16 protein-coding genes are annotated in these 20233 nt (G+C 66.7%); 11 read left to right on the top strand and 5 right to left on the bottom strand.

Annotated features, from left to right (window positions below):
* Positions 1–22: 22 nt before the first annotated feature.
* Positions 23–1252, bottom strand: a complete 1230-nt coding sequence (locus ACE04A_RS07470; protein WP_448716207.1) for a helix-turn-helix domain-containing protein — start codon at positions 1250–1252, stop codon at positions 23–25.
* 243 nt (positions 1253–1495) lie between these two features.
* On the opposite strand from ACE04A_RS07470, the gene ACE04A_RS07465 reads away from it, so the two are divergent.
* From ACE04A_RS07465 to ACE04A_RS07425, 9 genes are all read left to right on the top strand, one after another.
* Positions 1496–2215 carry a DUF3348 domain-containing protein gene (locus ACE04A_RS07465; protein WP_448716208.1) on the top strand — a complete coding sequence of 240 codons (720 nt, stop codon included), beginning with the start codon at positions 1496–1498 and terminating at the stop codon, positions 2213–2215.
* 10 nt (positions 2216–2225) lie between these two features.
* The gene (locus ACE04A_RS07460) at positions 2226–5456 is read left to right on the top strand and encodes a DUF802 domain-containing protein (protein WP_485819998.1); all 3231 of its coding nucleotides are present in this window, start codon (positions 2226–2228) and stop codon (positions 5454–5456) included.
* Positions 5453–6103 carry an OmpA family protein gene (locus tag ACE04A_RS07455; protein ID WP_100856052.1) on the top strand — a complete coding sequence of 217 codons (651 nt, stop codon included), beginning with the start codon at positions 5453–5455 and terminating at the stop codon, positions 6101–6103. Before ACE04A_RS07460 ends, ACE04A_RS07455 begins: the two co-directional genes overlap by 4 nt.
* Complete coding sequence (locus tag ACE04A_RS07450; RefSeq protein WP_448716211.1) at positions 6093–6824, top strand: DUF2894 domain-containing protein; 732 nt, start codon at positions 6093–6095, stop codon at positions 6822–6824. Before ACE04A_RS07455 ends, ACE04A_RS07450 begins: the two co-directional genes overlap by 11 nt.
* Before the next feature lie 219 nt (positions 6825–7043).
* Positions 7044–8957 carry a B12-binding domain-containing radical SAM protein gene (locus tag ACE04A_RS07445; RefSeq protein WP_448716212.1) on the top strand — a complete coding sequence of 638 codons (1914 nt, stop codon included), beginning with the start codon at positions 7044–7046 and terminating at the stop codon, positions 8955–8957.
* Between the two features lie 84 nt (positions 8958–9041).
* A complete protein-coding gene (locus tag ACE04A_RS07440; RefSeq protein ID WP_050446659.1) occupies positions 9042–9284 on the top strand; it encodes a ParD-like family protein in 243 nt (80 codons plus the stop codon).
* Positions 9285–10076, top strand: a complete 792-nt coding sequence (gene map / locus ACE04A_RS07435; protein WP_259246742.1) for a type I methionyl aminopeptidase — start codon at positions 9285–9287, stop codon at positions 10074–10076.
* 131 nt (positions 10077–10207) lie between these two features.
* Positions 10208–11437, top strand: a complete 1230-nt coding sequence (locus ACE04A_RS07430) for an MFS transporter (protein WP_448716213.1) — start codon at positions 10208–10210, stop codon at positions 11435–11437.
* Positions 11438–11587: 150 nt separating this feature from the next.
* A complete protein-coding gene (locus ACE04A_RS07425) occupies positions 11588–12223 on the top strand; it encodes a glutathione S-transferase family protein (protein WP_448716214.1) in 636 nt (211 codons plus the stop codon).
* A gap of 50 nt (positions 12224–12273) precedes the next feature.
* Here ACE04A_RS07425 and sodC read toward each other — a convergent pair whose 3' ends face one another.
* From sodC to ACE04A_RS07405, 4 genes are all read right to left on the bottom strand, one after another.
* The gene (gene sodC / locus ACE04A_RS07420) at positions 12274–12798 is read right to left on the bottom strand and encodes a superoxide dismutase [Cu-Zn] SodC (protein ID WP_259246732.1); all 525 of its coding nucleotides are present in this window, start codon (positions 12796–12798) and stop codon (positions 12274–12276) included.
* Positions 12799–12944: 146 nt separating this feature from the next.
* The gene (locus tag ACE04A_RS07415) at positions 12945–14189 is read right to left on the bottom strand and encodes a DUF445 domain-containing protein (protein WP_259249242.1); all 1245 of its coding nucleotides are present in this window, start codon (positions 14187–14189) and stop codon (positions 12945–12947) included.
* Positions 14190–14365: 176 nt separating this feature from the next.
* The gene (locus tag ACE04A_RS07410; protein WP_259246731.1) at positions 14366–15610 is read right to left on the bottom strand and encodes an AI-2E family transporter; all 1245 of its coding nucleotides are present in this window, start codon (positions 15608–15610) and stop codon (positions 14366–14368) included.
* Positions 15611–15704: 94 nt separating this feature from the next.
* Positions 15705–16634 (bottom strand): LysR family transcriptional regulator, encoded by a 930-nt coding sequence (locus ACE04A_RS07405; RefSeq protein WP_279994161.1) that lies wholly within the window; start codon positions 16632–16634, stop codon positions 15705–15707.
* 202 nt (positions 16635–16836) lie between these two features.
* On the opposite strand from ACE04A_RS07405, the gene ACE04A_RS07400 reads away from it, so the two are divergent.
* On the top strand, positions 16837–18960 hold the full coding sequence (locus tag ACE04A_RS07400) for a 3-hydroxyacyl-CoA dehydrogenase NAD-binding domain-containing protein (protein WP_485819997.1): 2124 nt from the start codon (positions 16837–16839) through the stop codon (positions 18958–18960).
* A gap of 75 nt (positions 18961–19035) precedes the next feature.
* A complete protein-coding gene (locus ACE04A_RS07395) occupies positions 19036–20220 on the top strand; it encodes an acetyl-CoA C-acyltransferase (RefSeq protein WP_448716216.1) in 1185 nt (394 codons plus the stop codon).
* The last annotated feature ends 13 nt before the right edge of the window (positions 20221–20233 follow it).

Here is a 20233-nt window from a genome sequence, read left to right as displayed (position 1 = left end):
CTTGTAATGGGGTGAATCCATGCTACAGGCCGGGCACCAGCGACGGGAGTAACAAGCTTGTCGTGAATGCCGGCACGGCCGGTGTCGTCCAGCGCCGCGCGCGGCCATGGCCCAGCGGCTGCGCCTGGCCCGACGCCGCCAGCGCATCCAAGGCGCGCTGTACCGTGCGCTGGCTCGCGCCCAAAGCCAACGCCAGCGCAGAACTCGACCACGCCTGCCCATCCACCAGACAGGCGAGCACCGCCGCGTGATCGCGGTCCGCAACATCGACGGGACGGGCAAGCACGATGACCTGCGTGTCCGCATGCGGGCGCAGCACAAAGCCATGGCGCGTGGCATTCACGTCCGCCATGCCTTGCATCGCGGTGCGCAAACGCCCGATTTCCACGCGCAGCCGCACGCGATGCGACTCGTCTTGAAAGCCGGTGCGGAAAGCTTTGGCGATCAGCAGTTCACGGGTCACGTCCTGTGGCCAGGCCTCGGCCAGCATGCGCGCCAACGTGAACAACACGGGGCGGCTGGCCAGTGGCGCCGTCTGGCCGTCCTGGCGCAATACGTTGCGGCACGCATCGATGATCAGCGCTGGAGACGCCAGCAGCGATTCCACCTCGTCCAGCAGCAGGTTCCGCGTGCCGTCTTGCGCGACCAGACGCGCGGCCGGCGCGCGCAGGGTCCGAACCGCTTGATCCACCTCGGCCTGCAAGGCGGCGATGCCCGCCTCGCGCGCAGCCTGTTCGGCGCGCGCCAGCGCCGCGCTGGCACGGCCGGCCTGCACGCGCCGCAGCGCGATACCGGCCGCGATCAGTTCATGCATGGCGCGGGACGCGGCCGGCATCGCGTTGCCGTCCACGCTGGCCAGCGTTTGCTCGGCATCATCCAGGCGCCCCAACATCAATAAGCGCCGCGCCGCCAGATACGCCGCGTGCGCCGCATTGATGGCGTCGCCCTGCGCGGCCAGCGTGGCGCGCGCGGCCGCCAGCGATTTCTCGGGCCAGGCCAGGTCGCGCGAGGCCAGCGCGACTTCGGCTTCGGCCACGATGCAGCGGGCGCGCGCCACGGCCTGCGCCGGGCCGAATGCGCGGGCTGCCTGGCGCAACAAGGCCTTGGCCCGAACGAAGTCGCCCAGTTGCGCCATGGCGATGCCGCGCAAGGCCAAGGCAGGCGCATCATCGCGCAGCGCAACGTGGTTCAGCGCGGTCAGCGGGTCGCCCGCGGCCAGGGCGCGCGCGGCGCTTGTGATCAGCAAATCCATGGATGTCTCGCCACCTTCAACCCTTCCCCATGCCGGTTGCGACTGAATCTACCACTGCCCGTGGCGCGGATGCGGGCAAGCCGGCGTCAGAACGACGATGCACCCCCGATGATGCAACCCCTGGGGATGCAACCCATGACCAAGCAACCCATGATGCGACCCCATTATTAAGGCAGCGCCTCCCCCACCCGCCCTTAAGCAGCCTGCCAGCGTGTAAACTCCCCCCTTTTTGACTCTGGTGGTATGTTGCAAGCCCCACAGCGCACAGGTTTAAGCGGCCCGACGCTCATTCACTTGCTGACTCGCCTGACGGATGTCGACGTTCCGGAATCCAGGCAATCGCTTTCCGACCATTTGAGCCAGTGGCTCGGTTGGACGGACGCGATCGCGCTGTCCGCGGCCCTGACCACGAGCCCGCCGGTGATCGCCCCCGGCGCGCGCCTGTTCAGCAGCGCCGAAGAGCGTGAATGCGTGCGCGTGCGCACGACGCTGGCCGACGCCATCGCCAGCGATACGGCGGCCACAAGCGCCAAACGGCTCGTTCCCGGACAGGCGCCGGCCAAGCCGTCGGCGGCGGTTGAAGAAGCCCAGGCCGATTACTCGAATTTTCGTCAGCGGTACGTGTCCTTGCAGCACACGATGGAAACCAGCGTGGGCAATTTGCGCAGCCGCCTGCGCGGCATGGTCGCCGCCCGGAATGGCGAGATGACGCGCTTGGCCGTGGTGGACGCCATCATGGACCGCGCGTTGCTGCCCAAGGAACGCACCCTGCTGGGCGCGATCCCGAAGCTGCTGCAAGGGCATTTCGAGCGTTTGCGCCTGGCCGAAGAAGCGCAAGAGCCCGCGACTCCCGGCGCGTGGCTGGACGTATTCCGCAAGGATATGCGCAGCGTTCTGCTTGCCGAATTGGATGTACGTTTACAACCGGTGGAAGGGCTGCTTGCCGCCCTTCGCGCCAGCTAACCAGGACACCATGTCCAAGACTCTGATCAATTTCGTTGTGTTTTTGGCCGGTTTGGCCGTTGTGGGCTGGATCGGCGCGGGCTACGCGGGGTCCAACCCGCTTGCGCTGGCCGTGACGCTGCTGATAGGCGTCTGTTACCTGGCCGGCGCCTGGGAACTGCTGCGCTATCAGCAGGCCACGTCCAGCCTGGCGCGGTCCACCGCCGCACTGTCCGAAGCCCCCGCCAGCCTGGCTTCCTGGCTGGACCAACTGCACCCCAGCCTGCGCAACGCCGCGCGCCTGCGCGTTGAAGGCGAACGGGTGGGCTTGCCCGGCCCGGCCCTGGCGCCCTATCTGGTTGGCCTGTTGGTGCTGCTGGGCATGCTGGGCACGTTCCTGGGCATGGTCGTGACGCTGCGCGGCACCGGCATCGCACTGGAAAGCGCGACCGACCTGGGCGCCATACGCGCGTCGCTCGCCGCGCCGGTCAAGGGCCTGGGTTTTGCGTTCGGCACGTCGATTGCCGGGGTGGCTGCGTCCGCCATGCTGGGCCTCTTGGCCGCGCTCTGCCGCCGTGAACGGGTGCAGGCCGCGCAACTGCTGGACAGCAAGATCGCCACGACCTTGCGCGTGTATTCGCAAAGCTATCAGCGCGAAGAATCGTTCAAGCTGCTGCAACGCCAGGCCGAAGTCATGCAGCGCCAGGCCGAGGCCATGCCGACGCTGGTTGACCGCCTGCAAGCCATGATGCAGAACATGGAGCAGCAGACGCGGTCCATGAATGACCGCCAATTGGCCAGCCAGGACGCATTCCAGGGCAAGGCCGAAGCCGCCTACGCGCGCCTGGCGTCGGTGATGGAACAGTCCATGAAGGAAGGCGTGGCCGAAAGCGCGCGTTCCGCCGGGGTGGCCTTGCAGCCCGTCGTGCAGGCCACGATGGAAAGCCTGTCGCGCGAAACCGCCAGCCTGCAAGACACGGTGGCGCAAGCCGTGCAGCAACAATTGAGCAGCCTGACCTCGGGCTTCCAGGCGTCCACCGCCAATGTGGCCGACATCTGGAACCAGGCGCTGGCCGGCCAGCAACGCGCAAGCGAAACGCTGGCGCAAGACCTGCGCGCCTCGATGGACCGCTTTGCCGAAACCTTCGAACAACGCTCGGCCGCGCTGCTGGACGGGGTGTCCGCGCGCCTGGAGGCGTCGTCGGGCAATATGTCGGAAGCCTGGACTTCCGCGCTGTCGCGCCAGGAGCGCGTCAGCGAAAAGCTGGCGGGCGACAACCTGCAAGCGCTGACCGCCGCCGCCGCCAGCTTCGAACAGCATTCCGCGTCGCTGCTGCGCACGCTGAACGATTCGCACACGCTCCTGCAGTCGGACCTGGCCTCGCGCGATCAGCAACGCCTGGCCGCATGGGCCGAAACCCTGGGCGCCATGGGCGCCACGCTGCGCCAGGAATGGGAACAGGCCGGCACGCAAGCCGCCGACCGCCAACAGGCCATCAGCGACACGCTGGCGCAGACCGTGCGCGACATCAACGCCCAGGCCGCCGCGCAAGCCCGCGTGCTGGAAGCCGTGTCGACCCGCATGGAAGCCGCTGCCAACAGCGTGTCGGACCGCTGGAACAGCGCGCTGAGCCGCCACGAACAAGTCAGCGAGAAGCTGGCGCAAGACAATCAGCAAGCCTTGACGACGGCGGCCGCCGCGTTCGAGGCGCATTCGGCGTCGCTGCTGCGCACGCTGGACCAATCGCATGCCGAGCTGCATGCAGCCCTGGCCGCGAAGGACCACGAACGCCTGTCCGCCTGGACCGACACGCTTGCCGCCATGGCCGCCACCTTGGGCCAGGAATGGAAGGCAGCCGGCGACCAGAGCGTGGCGCGCCAGCAGGAAATCAGCGACGCGCTGGCCCTGACCGCGCAGAACGTCACCGGCCAGACCGAAGCGCAATCCCGTCTGCTGGAAAGCGTGTCGACCCGTCTGGAAAGCGCGGCCGGCAGCGTGACCCAGGCCTGGACCGAGGCACAGACCCGCCAGGCGCAGCTGGGCGAGAAGCTGGCCGCCGACAACCAGCAAGCGCTGAGCACCGCCGCCGCCGCGTTCGAGCAGCACTCGGCGGCGCTGCTGCGCACGCTGGACCAATCGCACGCGGACCTGCAAGCCGCACTGGCCGCCAAGGACGAAGAACGCCTGTCCGCCTGGACCACCAAACTGGCCGCGATGGCTGACGCGCTGGGCCAGGAATGGGAACTGGCGGGCGCGCAGGCCGCCACCCGCCAGCAGGAACTGACGCAGGCGCTGGGACAAGCCACGCAAGAGATCACGGCGCAAACCCAGGCGCAGGCGGGCGTGCTGGAAAACGTGTCCACGCGCCTGGAAACCGCCGCCAACCAGGTCACGCAAGCCTGGACCGACGCGCAGACGCGCCAGGAACAGCTAGGCCAGCAATTGGCCGAGGCCAATCAGCAGGCGCTGGAGGCGGCCGCGGCCCCCTTCGAGCAGCACTCGGCCTCGCTCTTGCACACGCTGGACCAGTCGCACGCGGACTTGCAAGCGGCGCTGGCCGCCAAGGACGAAGAACGCCTGTCCGCCTGGACCGCCAAGCTGGCCGCGCTGGCCGACACGCTGGCGCAAACGGCGGACGGCATCACCGCGCAAACGCAGGCCCACGCCAGCGAGACCATTGCCGAAATCGGCCGCCTGGTGCAGGCCGCGTCGGAAGCGCCGAAGGCCGCCGCCGACGTCATCGGCGAACTGCGCCAGAAGCTGTCCGACAGCATGGTGCGCGACAACGACATGCTGCAAGAGCGCAACCGGCTGCTGGAGACGCTGGACACCCTGCTCAATGCCGTCAACCACACCGCCGCCGAACAACGCTCGGCGGTGGACGCGCTGCTGGCCTCGTCGGCCGAATTGCTGGAGCGCGTGGGCACGCAGTTCACCGAGCGCGTCGAAGCCGAAACCGGCAAGCTGACCGACGTGGCGGCGCACGTCACCACCAGCGCGGTGGAAGTGGCCAGCCTGGGCGAATCGTTCGGCGCGGCGGTGCAGTTGTTCGGCGAGTCCAACAACACGCTGGTGGCGCACCTGCAACGCATCGAAGCCGCGCTGGACAAGTCCATCGCGCGGGGCGACGAGCAACTGTCCTACTACGTGGCGCAGGCGCGCGAAGTGGTGGACCTGAGCCTGATGTCGCAAAAGCAGATTATTGAAAACCTGCAACAGTTGGCCGTCCAGCGCGCCGACGCCAGCGCGGAACCCGCATGAGCGACGACATCGACGGCGGCATCGAGACTTCCGCCCCCGCCTGGGCCGTCTTCGGCGACCTGATGTCGGTGCTGCTGGGCGCCTTCGTGCTGATCCTGGTCAGCGTGATCGGCATGCAGTTGCAGTTGTCGACGCAGTTGGAAGAAGAGGTCAAGCAGCGCCAGGAAGAAACCCAGCGCCGCGAAACGCTGGAACAGGCGCTGGCGGGCCCGCTGGCGGCGGGCCGCGTGACCCTGGTCAATGGCCGCATCGGCATCAGCGGCAGCGTGCTGTTCGCGCTGAACTCCGACCAGTTGCAGCCCGAAGGCCGCGAGATCCTGAAATCGCTGATCGAACCGCTGTCCGCGTACCTGAAGACGCACAACGAAATTCTGATGGTCAGCGGCTATACCGACGACCAGCAGGTGCGTGAAGGCAACCGCCGCTTTGCGGACAACTGGGATTTGTCGGCGCAGCGCGCCCTGACCGTCACGCGCGCCCTGATCGACGAAGGCGTGCCGTCTTCCACGGTGTTCGCGGCGGCATTCGGGTCGGAGCAGCCCGTGGCGTCCAACGCCGACGAGGAAGGCCGCGCCAAGAATCGCCGGGTGGAAATCACGCCCATCCCCAAGCAATCCGATGCCCCAGGGAAGCCGCGTGAGCAGTGACGGCGGCATTCTCGGCACGCTGGACGCGCAGGCCATGCTGGACGCCTGGCGCGAGGGTGGAGCCGACCGGATAGACCCGGTGCGCTTTTGCTTCTTGCAAGCCATGGCGAGGCGCGCCGCCGGTCTGGACGGCCTGGCGCGGCAGTTGCTGGACGAAAGATTGGCGGGGCATCTGAATGCCTACGCGCAGTTGCTGGATGCCGATGCGGATGCCGATGCGGATGCCGGACCAGAAGCTGGGGCAGATGCCGGACCAGATGCCGAACCCAGCGCCGAGCGAAACGCGCCACTGCCAGCGGAACCCGCCAACGACGCCCCCAGTGCGCTGGCCGGTTTGCTGGCTTATCTGGCGGACCCAAGCCTGAACATGACGGATGGCGAGCCTGACTGGAACCGCGACGCGCTCGGCCTGCGCGACGCTTACCCCGACGTGCAAATGCTGGAGTACTTTCGCGCCGTCTGGTCGCGCGTCAGCGCCGACCGGCAGGTGCGGCAGTCGCAGCAGCAGGTACACAAGAACGCCGGCCCGCTCAATTCCAACCAGTTGGTGCACCGCGCGCTGTCCTTGATGCGCGAGCTGTCGCCCGGTTACCTGCAACAGTTCCTGTCGTACACGGACGCGCTGATGTGGATGGAACAGATCCACGCGGCCACCGCCCCCGCCCCCAAGGACGCCGCGAGAGGCGCCGCCAAGAAATCGTCGCGGGCGAAGGCGCGGTAAGCCTACCCAGGCGTACCTCGGCGTTCCCCGGCCTATAAGCCTACCCACGCGCCCCACAGGCAGCCTCGCGATCCGGGCAACCGCGCGTGCTGCCTATAATTGCCAAAGCCTGCGCCTCGAACCCAGCGCAGAAAGTCAGTACCCCAAGTCCGTACCCCAAGCCCGCCGCCTCGACCCATCGTCCCAACTTCCGCTTTGACGGCAGCCATGCCGTGCCTCATGTCCACCTTGCCTCTACGCGTGCTGTCCATCATCCCTCCGATGACGCAGCTGAATACGCCCTACCCCTCCACCGCCTACCTGACCGGTTTCCTGCGTTCGCGCGACGTGAACGCGGTGCAGGAAGACCTTGCGCTTGCGCTGGTGTTGCGCCTGTTGTCGGCGGAGGGCTTGCGCGCCGTGGCGGATCGGGTCAACGCGCTGCCGCTTGAAAAACACACGCCCGCCATCCAGGCGTTCGTGGCGATGGAGCCGCGCTACCTGGCCACCATCGGGCCAACGATCGCATTCTTGCAGGGGCGCGATTCCACGCTGGCCCACCGCATCGTGGGCCGCCACTTCCTGCCCGAAGGCCCGCGTTTCAGCACGCTGGACGTCTACATGGACGAAGACGGCGGCGACCCGCTGGGTTGGGCGTTCGGCGCGTTGGGGCTGCAAGACCGCGCCAAGCACCTGGCCACCCTCTATCTGAACGACCTGGCCGACGTGCTGCGCGACGCCGTGGACGATCGCTTTGAATTCGTGCGCTATGCCGAATCGCTGGCAGGCAGCCAGCCCACGTTCGACCCTTTGGCCCAAGCCCTGGCCGGCGCGCCCACGCTTGTGGACGACACACTGCGCGAACTGACGACCGAAGCCCTGTCGCGCCACGCGCCAACGATGGTGCTGTTGTCGGTGCCGTTTCCTGGTGCGGTATACGCGGCGTTTCGGATCGCGCAGACCATCAAGGCGCAAGACCCCGGCATCGTCACCGTGCTGGGCGGCGGCTTCGTCAATACCGAACTGCGCGAACTGAAAGACCCGCGCGTGTTCGACTACTTTGACTACGTCTGCCTGGATGCCGGCGAACGCCCGCTATTGGCCTTGCTGGAACACGTGCAGGGCAAGCGCTCGCGCCAGCGCCTGGTGCGTACCTTCGTGCGCAACCAGGACAGCGGCGCCGTGCAGTACGTGAACCTGGTGGAACCCGACGTGGCCTTCGCGGAAGTGGGCACGCCCACCTGGGACGGCCTGCCGCTGGACCGCTACCTGTCGCTGCTGGACATGCTGAACCCCATGCACCGCCTCTGGAGCGACGGGCGCTGGAACAAGCTGACCGTGGCGCATGGCTGCTACTGGAAAAAATGCAGCTTCTGCGACGTCAGCCTGGACTACATCGGCCGCTATGAAGGCGCGTCGGCGTCCGTACTGGCCGACCGCATCGAAGCCATCGTGCGTGAAACCGGGCAGACCGGTTTCCACTTTGTGGACGAGGCCGCGCCGCCCAAGTCGCTCAAGGCGCTGGCCACCGAGCTCATCGAACGCAACGCAGGCATTTCGTGGTGGGGCAACATCCGCTTCGAAAAAACCTTCAGCCCGGAATTGTGCGAACTGCTGGCCGACAGCGGCTGCATCGCCGTATCAGGCGGCTTGGAAGTCGCGTCCGACCGCTTGCTGAACCTCATGAAGAAAGGCGTGTCGGTTGATCAGGTGGCCCGCGTCACGCGCGCGTTTTCAGACGCCGGCATCTTGGTACATGCGTATCTGATGTACGGCTTTCCGACGCAGACGGTGCAAGACACCGTGGACGCGCTGGAATACGTGCGCCAACTGTTTGCCAACGACTGCATCCAAAGCGGGTTCTTCCATCGCTTTGCCTGTACGGTGCATTCGCCGGTGGGCAAGAACCCCGAGGAATACGGGGTGACGCTGCAACCGCTGCCGCCTGTTACCTTCGCCAAGAACGACATCGGATTTCATGACCCCACGGGCGTGGATCACGATGCGCTGGGCCGCGCGCTGAAAAAAGCCATCTATAACTACATGCACGGCATTGGCCTGGATGAAGACGTGCGGACCTGGTTTCCGTTCAAGGTGCCAAAAACCACCGTGTCGAAAAACCGGATTGCGCGGGCGCTTAGCCAGCAGGGCTAAGGCGGGGGCCACCTCGATTTGCGCGAGGCCCCCACCGCGCTGTACCATACGATCCATATACAAACCATATATGGATCATTCTTTATGGGCCTCGTCAAAATCTCTGAGCAGATGCATGAGAATCTGCGCGTCGCCAGCGGCGCCCTCAGCCGCTCGATCAATTCCCAAGCCGAACACTGGATGCGCATCGGCATGCTGTCCGAGCTCTATCCGGAACTGCGCCACGCGGACATCTGCCAGTTGCTGATCCGCATTGAACAGGGCGAAGGCTTCACCATTGCCTCCCTGTCCCGGCGGCTGCCGGACGCGGCCCAGGAGGTCGCGTAAATGGCACGCAAGGTATCCATCAAATCCGCCGCTGATATCGAAATGGCCCGCAAGGCCGGCGCCATGGCGGCCGAAGTGCTGCACATGATCGGCGAACACGTGCGCCCCGGCGTCACCACCGACGAGCTTGACCGCATCTGCAACCAGTACATCGTGAACGTGCTGAAAGCCATTCCGGCCAACGTCGGCTACCACGGCTTTCCCAAGACCATCTGCGCGTCGGTCAACCATGTGATCTGCCATGGCATTCCGTCGGCCAAGGTGCTGAAAAACGGCGACATCCTGAACATCGACGTGGCCGTCATCAAGGACGGCTGGTTTGGCGACACCAGCCGCATGTACTACGTGGGCCAACCCAGCCCGCTGGCGCGCCGCCTGGTCAACACCACCTATGAAGCCACGCGCGCCGGCATCATGGCCGTGAAGCCCGGCGCCACGCTGGGCGACATCGGCCACGCCATCCAGACCGTGGCGCACCGCGAGCACTTTTCCATCGTGCGCGAATACTGCGGCCACGGCATCGGCCAGATCTACCACGACGAACCGCAGGTGCTGCACTATGGCCGGCCCGGCGAAGGGCTGGTGCTGCAGCCCGGCATGATGTTCACCATCGAACCCATGATCAACGCGGGCAAACCCGCCACCAAGCAGTTGCCGGACGGCTGGACCGTCGTGACCAAAGACCGTTCGCTGTCGGCGCAATGGGAACACATGGTGGTGGTGACCGACACCGGCTACGAGGTGCTGACGCCCTGGCCGGACGGCTACGGCGACTACCCGCCCATTCCCTGACGCGCCTTTCCTGAACCCCGCCTTTCCTGATCACGCCGGATAGGCGCAAAGGGCAAGGACCGGAGTGCAAGCCGCCAAGGGCACGATCATGATCGTGCCCTTGCCGTTTTCGGCGCAGCATCTGTTCCCCCATGCCCACCCTGCCCCTTGCGTTTCGCCGCCTGGCCGCGTCCAACCTGGCCGCCCAATTTTCCGAACAGATGGCGCTGGCGGCCGCGCCGCTGGTCGCCGTGCTGGCGCTGGGCGCCACCGCCGCCCAGACCGGTACGCTGCAAGCCGCGCAAACCTTGCCCTTTCTGCTGCTATCGATGCCGGCGGGCGTGCTGGCCGACCGCATGTCGCGCAAAGCCCTGATGACGACCGCCGAATGCGTACGCGCCGCCAGCCTGCTGGGGCTGCTGGCCTTGCTGTGGATGGGGGGACTAAACCTGGCCTGGCTGGCCGCGCTGGGTTTTCTGGGCGCGGTTGGCACCGTGGCGTACAACGTTTCCGCGCCGGCATTGCTGCCCCGGCTGGTGCCCGCCAGCGAATTGGCCAGCGCCAACCGCTGGCTGGAACTGGCGCGCAGCAGCGCGTTCGCGGCGGGGCCGGCGGCGGGCGGCGCGCTGGTCGGCTGGATGGGCGCGCCCACCGCCTATGTGCTGGCCACCACCTTGTCTTTGCTGGCGGCGGCGCTGCTGGCGGGCTTGCCTCGGGACGGGTCGGCGGGTAACGGGAAGCCGGCCCGCCGCCATCCCTTGACCGAGCTGCGCGAAGGCGCCGCGTTCGTCGCCACGCACCCGCTGCTGCGTCCCGTGCTGATCACGGCGGTGTTCTTCAATACCGCCTGGTTTGTGCTGCAAGCGGTGTACGTGGTCTATGCCATTGAGCGCCTGGGCTTGAACGCCACGGGGGTGGGCATCACCTTGGGCGTGTACGGCGGCGGCATGCTGGCGGGCGCCTTGGCCGCGCCATGGCTGGCGCGCCGCCTGTCCTTCGGCGCGATGATCGCGGCCGGGCCGCTATCGGCCTTGGCGGCAAGCGTCTTGTTGCTGTTCACCTTGGCGTACCCGTCGGGCGTCGTGGCGGCAGCGGGCTTTTTCCTGTTTGGGGCGGGCCCCATCCTGTGGACCATTACCACCACCACCTTGCGCCAGGCCGTCACGCCCAACGCGCTGCTGGGCCGCGTATCGGCCGTGATCCTGACAGCGACCTATGGCGCGCGACCCGTGGGCGCGCTGATTGGCGCGGCGCTGGCCGCCCGCATCGGGCTGGACGCCTGCCTCTGGGTGTCGACAGCGGGCTTTCTGGTGCAGTTCGTGGTGTTGTTAACGTCGCCCGTCGCGCGCCTGCAAAACCAACCGCGCACCGTTGAAGCCTGACCCGAGGGCCGAAGGCCGCCCGCAATCTGTTGTGCTTGCGCGCGCGTGGCTCTGTATCTGGCGGCCCTGCACGCCGGCCGCTAGACTTCGGCGATACCCCTTGATATTGCTTCCCGCCGCCCCACCCACCGCCTGATTGGCCACCGAAAAATGCTGAAAATCCTGGGTAAAGCCTCGTCCATTAATGTGCGCAAAGTGCTCTGGACCTGCGCGGAATTGAACCTGCCCTTTACCCGCGAAGACTGGGGCTCGGGCTTTCAGCCCACCAGCGACCCGCGCTTTCTGGCGCTGAACCCGAACGCCATGGTGCCCGTCATCCAGGACGGAGACTTCGTGCTGTGGGAGTCGAACAGCATCATCCGCTACCTGGCCGCGCAGTACGGCGGGCAGGCGCTCTATCCGGCTGAACCGAAATTAAGGGCGCGCGTGGATCAATGGATGGATTGGCAGGCCACCGACCTGAACCGGTCCTGGAGCTACGCCTTCATGGCGCTGGCCCGGCAATCGCCCGCGCACCAAGACGCGGCCAGTATCGCGGCGTCGTGCCAGGCTTGGGCCTTGTACATGGGCATCCTGGATACCCGGCTGGCGCAAACCGGTGCGTATGTAGCGGGCGAGGCCTTCAGCTTGGCGGACATCCCCATCGGCCTATCGGTCAACCGCTGGTTCGCGACGCCTTTCGGCCCTGCCCATGAAAAACCCACCCTGCCCGCCGTCAGCGCTTACTACGACCGGCTGGCCGCCCGCGAGGGCTACCGGCTGTACGGGCGCAACGGCATGGTTTGACGGGTGGGCTTGGCTGACGGGTCCGCTGGACGATCAGCCAGCCTGCCGTGTTACTTCACCACGCCGCAGATCAGGCGCCCGCCTCCGCCGCCCAGCGGCTCGGGCTTGTCGCTGTAGTTGTCGCCGCCCACATGCACCATCATCGCGTGGCCCTTCACGTCGGCCAGCTTCAGATGCGGGGCCACAACGGCTTTCTTGGCCGTGCCGTCGGCCGCCACCACGATAAGCGGCAGGTCGCCCTGGTGCCCATCCTTGGCCATCGGCCCCTTGTGGGCCTTGGTGCCCTTCGGGTCCAGATGCCCGCCCGCGGCGCCGCCAGGCGCCATCTTGCCGTTCACCATGCCCGGCATGCAGGAACCCTTTTCGTGGACGTGAAAGCCGTGCTCGCCCGGCTTCAAGTCGGTCAAGTTGGGCGTGATCTCCAGCCCACCCTTGGTGTCCTTCAGCGAAATCGTGCCGGCGCTTTTGCCCAGGCCGTCGGCGGTCAGGAATGACATCGAAACGTCTTCGGCCAGCGCGGCGCCAGACGCGCCCGCCATCGTCAGCGCCGCGACAAGCATCGAGATTTTCTTCATGAAGTGCCTCCTGGAATCATGCACGCAAGGTGCGGATGCCCGGCCAGCACGAACCTTGCCGCCTGGCCCAGGGCGCAGAAAACAATAGCACCGGGGCAAGTCGGCGCACCAGCATTCTTCCTTCCTGATACAAGCGATCAGGCTTCTTAACGATTCACCAGCAGCACCAGCGCGTGCAGCGCAACACCGATCAACCCGCCGACCAGCGTGCCGTTAAAGCGGATGTATTGCAGGTCACGCCCCACGCTGAGTTCCAGTTCGTCGACCAGATGGCGTTCGTCCCAGTTCTTCACCGTGCGCGAAATGTGTTCGGTCACGCCGATGCGCAACCGGCCCGTCAGGCGGCGCGCGCTGCCCATCACGTGGCTGTTGATGGCGTCGCGCAGGCTTGGGTCTTCGCCCAGCTTGCGGCCCAGCGCCAGCATGGCGCGTTCCAGATGGCCGGCCAGCGCCGAGTTTTCGTCAGACAGGTCGCGCCGCAAGGCGGCGTGGATGTCGTCCCACAGGCCTTGCACGTATTCCTGCACCTTGGGATGGTCGATGGCGCGCTGCTTCAGGGCTTCAACCTGGGCGGACAATGCCGGGTCGGTCTTCAGGCGTTCGATGTAATTCAGCACCCAGGCTTCGTAGTCGCGCCGCACGGGGTGGTCGGGTTCGGACAGCACGTCGCGCAGCTCGTCCATCAAGGCCATGGCCAGGCGGTCGGCCAGGTTGTCGGCAATGCCGTCCACCGACTTCACCACGTCCACCGCCGCGATGATGCGCGGCCATTCCTTGCGGGCAAATTTCACCAGCAGCGTGGACGCGCGTTCCTTCACGTCGTCTTCGCCCAGGTAGCCGCCCAGGCGCTCCATGGCCGCATCCAGCAATTCCTGGTGGCGCCCGTCGCGCGTCAACAGGCCCAGCACTTCGCCGACGGTGCCCGCCGCGTCCCAGCCGCGCAGGTTCTTCACCACGAATTCCTGGATTACGCCACGTACCGCGTGATCGTCCAGCATGTCCAGCGTTTGCAGCGCCACGCGGCGCGCGCCGTCGCTCAAGGCATGCGCCTGCTTGGGCCGCACCAGCCAACGCGACAGCCGCGTGGCGGGGTCGAACACGCGCAGCTTTTCCATCAGCGTGTCCGGGTCCAGGAAGTGGTCGCGCACGAACACGGCCAGGTTGTCGCCGATGCGGTCTTTGTTGCTGGGGATGATGGCGGTGTGCGGAATCGGCAGCCCCATCGGACGGCGAAACAGCGCCACCACCGCGAACCAGTCCGCCAGCGCGCCCACCGTGGCCGCTTCGCAAAACGCCCGCACCCAGGCCCATGCCCCCTGCCCGCCCATGACATGGCTGGTGATGAAGCCGCAGACCATGGCCACCAGCAGCGCCAGCGCGGCGATTTTCATGCGCCGCAACTGCGTACGGCGCGCGTCGGAGGCCAAGCTGGAATGCGTGGCGAACGCGGCGGCGGCCCGTCCGGGCAGGGGCGGCGATTCGGGCGTCTTGGACGTGTCGGCGGCTTCGGGCTTATCAGGCATGGCGGTGTCGGCGTGGCAAGCGAGGCGTCAGCATAACAACTGCGCTACTCGCCCAGGAACTCCGACACGGCCTCCAGCCCTTCGATGTGGTCCGCCACCACCTTGGCGATAAAGGCAATGGGCACGGACAGCAGCGTGCCCCAGATGCCCCACAGCCAGGTGAACAAGAGCAGCATCATGAACACCGCCACCGAGTTCATCTTGGCAATGCGGCCCGACATCCAGGTGGTGACCAGCACGCCGATCAGCAAGGCAATGACCACCGAGCTACCCGCCACCTGTAGCGCGGGCCCGATTTCACCGAATTGAATCAGCGCCGCGATCCCCGTGCCCACCGCCGTCATCAGCGGGCCGAAGTACGGAATGATGTGCAAGGCGCCCGCCACCACCGCCCAGGTGGCGGCGTTCTCCAGGCCCAGCAGGCGAAACGCCCCCCACGACAACACGCCCAACGCCACGTTCGTCACCAGCATCATCGCCATGTACATGTGGATCGAATTGTTGATCTGGTCCAGCATGTGCACGCTGATTTTTTTCTGCGACAAGGTTGTGCCCGCCACCTTGACGAACTTGCGCTTGAACGCGTTGCCCGACAGCAGCAGGAAGAACACGAGGAATACGCTCATGGTCGCCTGGCCCAGAAAGGTGGCCAGCCCCTTGGAGCCCCACAGCAGGAATTCGCTGAAGCCCGCGTCCGACTTGGCCACCACCACCTGGCGACCGGGCTGCACGCCGCCGGTATCCTGCAGCACGCTGGCCGCGCCCTTGATGCGTTCAATGAAGGAACCATCGCCACTGGCAAAGCCGTTCAGCGTGCGCGAGATCTTGCCGGAAATCTCGGGCAGCGCCTCGATGATGGAGCTGACCTGGCTTTGCGTGGCATACACCAGGCCCGCCAGCCCGAAGAAAATCACGGCCATCAGGATGATGATGCCGACCGGACGCGGCAGGCGCACCCGTTCCATCAGGGCCACGGCGGGGTCCAGCGCATACGCGACCACAATCGCCATGACCACGGGCACGATGAATTCCTGCGCCATCTTCAGGGAAAACAGCACGGCAAGAACGGTCAGCGTGGTCAGACAGGCGCCGCGCGCCCAGACGTGCGTGACGTTGGGCGCGGGTTCGGGAATGATGCCGGCGTCCTGCACGGTGGCTTTTTCATCCGAGGCGCGATCGTCCGGCCCAGACTTTTCCGCCGCTCGCTCTTCGGGCGACATGGTTTCCGGCGCCGCTTTTTCCGGCGTGATCTTTCCCGGCGTCACCTTCCCCGGCGTCGCGCTTTCCATCCCGTCCCCTCGCATTTCGTTTTGGTGAACGCGGACAGCAAGTATCGTGCCTGGGGACGTTCGGTTTGCTTTTCAGCGCCGCTTTCCAGCGCGTTCAGCCCTTCACCGCCAGCAGCCCCGCCTGCCCTTCGTGATCGCGCTGCGCGCGCTCCAGGATGAATTCGATCAGCATGGAAATTGCGCGCGGATGGTGCCGGTTGGGCATGTACAGCATGTACATCCCTCGCCCGAAAATGCTCAGCCGCCATTGCGTCAGCGCGGCCAGCAGCTCGCCGCGCGCAATGTCGTCGTGCACCACGTAGTCCGGCACGACGCCCACCCCCAAGCCAGCGCGGATGGCGTCGCGCAGAAAGGCGTAGTTGCGTGAAATGACCGTGGGTTCCAGTACGACGTGCTGGCGCGGCTGGCCGCCGTAATAGGCCGACAGCCGCAACGGCCGGCCAATGACGGCCGCGCTGATGACGGGCGCCTGGGCCAGGTCATCGGGCCGTTGCGGCAGGCCCCGGGCCTCGGCATAGGCTTTGGACGCGCACGCCACGTAGCGCACCAAGCCCAGTTCGCGCGCCACCAGGTTCTGCGGCGGCTCGGACATGATGCGTACCGCGATATCGACCTCGTCGCGCAGCAGATCGTCAACGCTGTTCTCGAACAGCACGTCCAGGACGATATCCGGATACGCCTGCTTGAACTCCAGCAGCCAAGGCGTCATCACAAACTGCCCATAGCCGCTGGGCACGCTCAGCCGCACCTTGCCTTGGGGCGTCTTGCCCAGGGTGTCGACCGCCTCGCGCGCGGCGACCAGTTCGTCCTGGATGCTGCGGCCATGCTGATACAGCTTCAGCCCGATTTCGGTGGCTTCCACATGGCGCGTCGTGCGCCGCACCAGTTGCATGCCGACTGAACGCTCCAACTGATTCAGGTGGTAGCTGACGTTGGCGCGGGTCATCTTCAGCCGGCGCGCGGCTTCGCTCAAGTTGCCGGCGTCCAGGATATCGACCAGCAAGGTCAGGGATTTGGTGTCCATGGCGTCTCCTTGGGCCGGATTGTCAAATTTTTTTATCCGTCGTGTCAATTCCTGATGTCATTGTCAAGACATCTTTACTGGGAAAGAATAAAGAACTAAGCGATAGACGCAAAACAAGACAAGCCACGGGATGAGCAAGACAGCCCATTCCTCGGCTTGCCAGGCGCCGCAACGACGGCCGCCCCAACGGAGACAAGGACCCATGACGGACAGCAGCACTGCCGGCGCCGCCCCCGCGCGCCGCGACGAAGACATCCTGGTCATTACCCTGGACCACCCTCCGGTCAACGCGCTAAGCGCGGACGTGCGGCGCGGCCTGGCCGACGCCATCCACGCCGCGCAAACCGACCCCGACGTGCGCGCCATTCTGCTGGTGGGCGCGGGCAAGAACTTCATCGCCGGCGCCGACATCCGCGAGTTCGGCAAGCCGCCCAAGCCCCCCGCCTTGCCCGACGTCTGCAATCAGATTGAAGCCAGCACCAAGCCGGTGGTGGCCGCGTTGCATGGCGCGGCGCTGGGCGGCGGGCTGGAAGTGGCCTTGGCCGCGCACTACCGCGTAGCGCTTGCCAGCGCCAAGCTGGGCTTGCCCGAAGTAAACCTGGGCCTGTTGCCGGGCGCCGGCGGCACGCAGCGCACGCCCCGCCTGATAGGCGCGGCCGCCGCGCTGGACCTGATGCTGTCGGGCAAGCACCTGGCGGCCGACGCCGCGCTGCGCGCCGGGCTGGTGGACACGCTGGCTGAAGGCAACGACCCGCTGGCGGCGGGGCTGGCCTACACCCGCCAACTGTTGGCGCAAGGCGCGGGCCCCCGCCGCAGCCGCGACGCCACCGCCGCGTTGGCCGACAAGGCCGCCGCCCTGGCCGAAGCCGCCGCGGCCGGCGAGCGCATCGCCAAGACGCTGCGCGGGCTGTATTCGCCCGCGAAGATCGTCGAAGCCGTGCGTGCCGCCATCGAACAACCCTTTGACGAAGGCCTGCGCACCGAACGCGCGCTGTTCCTGCAATGCCTGGACAGCCCGCAGCGCGCCGGCCTGGTGCACGCCTTTTTTGCCGAGCGTGAAACCACCAAGGTCCCCGAACTGAAAGAAGGCAAGGCGCGCGCCCTGAACAAGATCGGCGTGGTGGGCGGCGGCACGATGGGCGCGGGCATCGCGGTGTCGGTGCTGGACGCCGGCTTGCCGGTAGTGATGGTTGAGCAGGACGATGCCGCGCTGGAACGTGGCCGCGCGCGCGTCGCGCAGGTGTACGACCTGCTGCTCAAGAAAGGTCGCATCACGGCAGAAGAACGCGATGGCCGGCTGGCGCGCCTGACGGGCGCCACCACCTACGACGCCCTGAGCGATGCCGACCTGATCATCGAGGCCGTGTTCGAGGACATGGACGTGAAGCTGGCCGTGTTTGCCGAACTGGACCGCGTGGCCAAGCCCGGCGCGGTGCTGGCCACCAACACGTCGTACCTGGACGTGAACCGCGTCGCCACCGCCACGCGACATCCGGGCAACGTGCTGGGGCTGCACTTCTTTTCACCCGCCAACATCATGAAGCTGCTGGAGATCGTGGTGGGCGAGCACACCGCGCCCGATACGGTGGCCACCGGCTTTGAACTGGCACGCAAACTACGCAAGACGCCCGTGCGCGCGGGCGTGTGCGACGGCTTTATCGGCAACCGCATCCTGGCCGTGCACCGGCAGGCGGCGGACATGATGATGGAAGACGGCGCGTCGCCCTACGACATCGACGCTGCCGTGCGCGAGTTCGGCTACCCCATGGGCCCATACCAGATGGCCGACCTGGCCGGTGGCGACATCGGCTGGGCCACCCGCAAGCGCCGCGCCGCCACCCGCGACCCCGCCTTGCGCTATGTGCAGATTCCCGACCGCCTGTGCGAACGCGGCTGGTTCGGCCAGAAGACGGGCCGTGGCTTTTACCTGTACCCCGATGGCGCGCGCGTGGGCACGCCGGATCCGGACGTGCTGGCCATCATCGACGACGAACGCCGCCGCGCGGGCGTTACGCCGCGTCCGTTCACGCACGAAGACATCCAGCGCCGCTACCTGGCCGCCATGATCAACGAAGCCGCCAACGTGCTGGACCAGGGCATTGCCCTGCGCCCGTCCGACGTGGACGTGGTGTTCCTGTCCGGCTACGGCTTTCCGCGCCACCACGGCGGCCCGATGCACTACGCCGACAGCGTGGGCCTGGACCGCGTGCTGGCCGACATCCGCGCCTATGCGCAGGAAGACCCGGCGTTCTGGAAGCCGTCGCCGCTATTGGTGCGTCTGGCGGAATCCGGCCGCAACTTCGCCAGCCTGAATCAGGCTGCCTGAACGCAGGTTTTTTAGCCGCCGGCCGCCTGAACACCGCCCGCCTGAATACAGAACCCACTTTCGACTGGAACCCTTATGCGCGAAGCCGTCATCGTCTCTACCGCCCGCACCCCCATCACCAAGGCGGGGCGCGGCGAATTCAACCAGATCGCCGGCCCCACGCTGGCCGCGCATGCCGTGCGCGCCGCCGTTGACCGCGCGGGCATCGACCCCGCGCTGATCGAAGATGCCTTCATCGGCTGCGGCTACCCCGAAGGCGCCACCGGCCGCAACATCGGCCGGCAAGCCGTCATCCGCGCCGGGCTGCCGGTCAGCGTGGGCGGCGCCACCATCAACCGCTACTGCGCGTCGGGCCTGCAAGCCATTGCGTCGGCCGCCGGCCGCATCGTGATGGACGGCGCCCCGGCCGTGATCGCGGGCGGCGTGGAACTGGTGTCGCAGATCCGCACGCGGGACGACGGTGTCAGCGGCATGGACCCCTGGATACTGGCGAACAAGCCCGAACTCTATTTGCCCATGATCGAAACCGCCGACATCGTGGCCGCCCGCTACGGCATCAGCCGCGAAGCCCAAGACCGCTTTGCCGCGCAAAGCCAGGCGCGCACCGAAGCCGCCCAGGCCGCCGGCCGCTACCGCGAAGAGATCATCGCCGTCACCACCACCATGTCCGTCACCGACCGCGCCACGGGCGTCGTCAGCGAACGCGAAGTCACCATCGACAAAGACACCTGCAACCGCCCAGGCACCACCTATGAAGCGCTGGCTGGCCTTGCGCCCGTGCGCGGCGAAGGCCAGTTCGTCACGGCCGGCAATGCCTCGCAACTGTCCGACGGCGCGGCCGCCTTGGTGCTGATGGAAGCGGGCGACGCCGAGCGCGCGGGCATTCGCCCGCTGGGCGCGTTCCGGGGCCTGGCCATTGCCGGCTGCGAGCCCGACGAAATGGGCATCGGCCCCGTCTACGCCGTGCCCAAGTTGCTGGCGCGCCATGGCTTGAAGGTCAATGACATCGACCTGTGGGAACTGAACGAGGCGTTTGCGTCGCAAGCGCTGTATTGCCAGGAAAAGCTGGGCATCCCCATGGAACGTCTGAACGTGGACGGCGGCTCCATTGCGTTGGGCCACCCGTTTGGCGTCACCGGCGCTCGCCTGGCCGGCCATGTGCTGATCGAAGGTCGCCGCCGCGGTGCCCGCTATGCCGTCGTCACGATGTGCATCGGCGGTGGCATGGGCGCGGCCGGCCTGTTTGAAATCTACGGTTGATATGCATTAAGGA

Source organism: Achromobacter colocynthidis (assembly GCF_057334535.1).
This window is presented reverse-complemented; position numbering and strand designations above follow the sequence as displayed.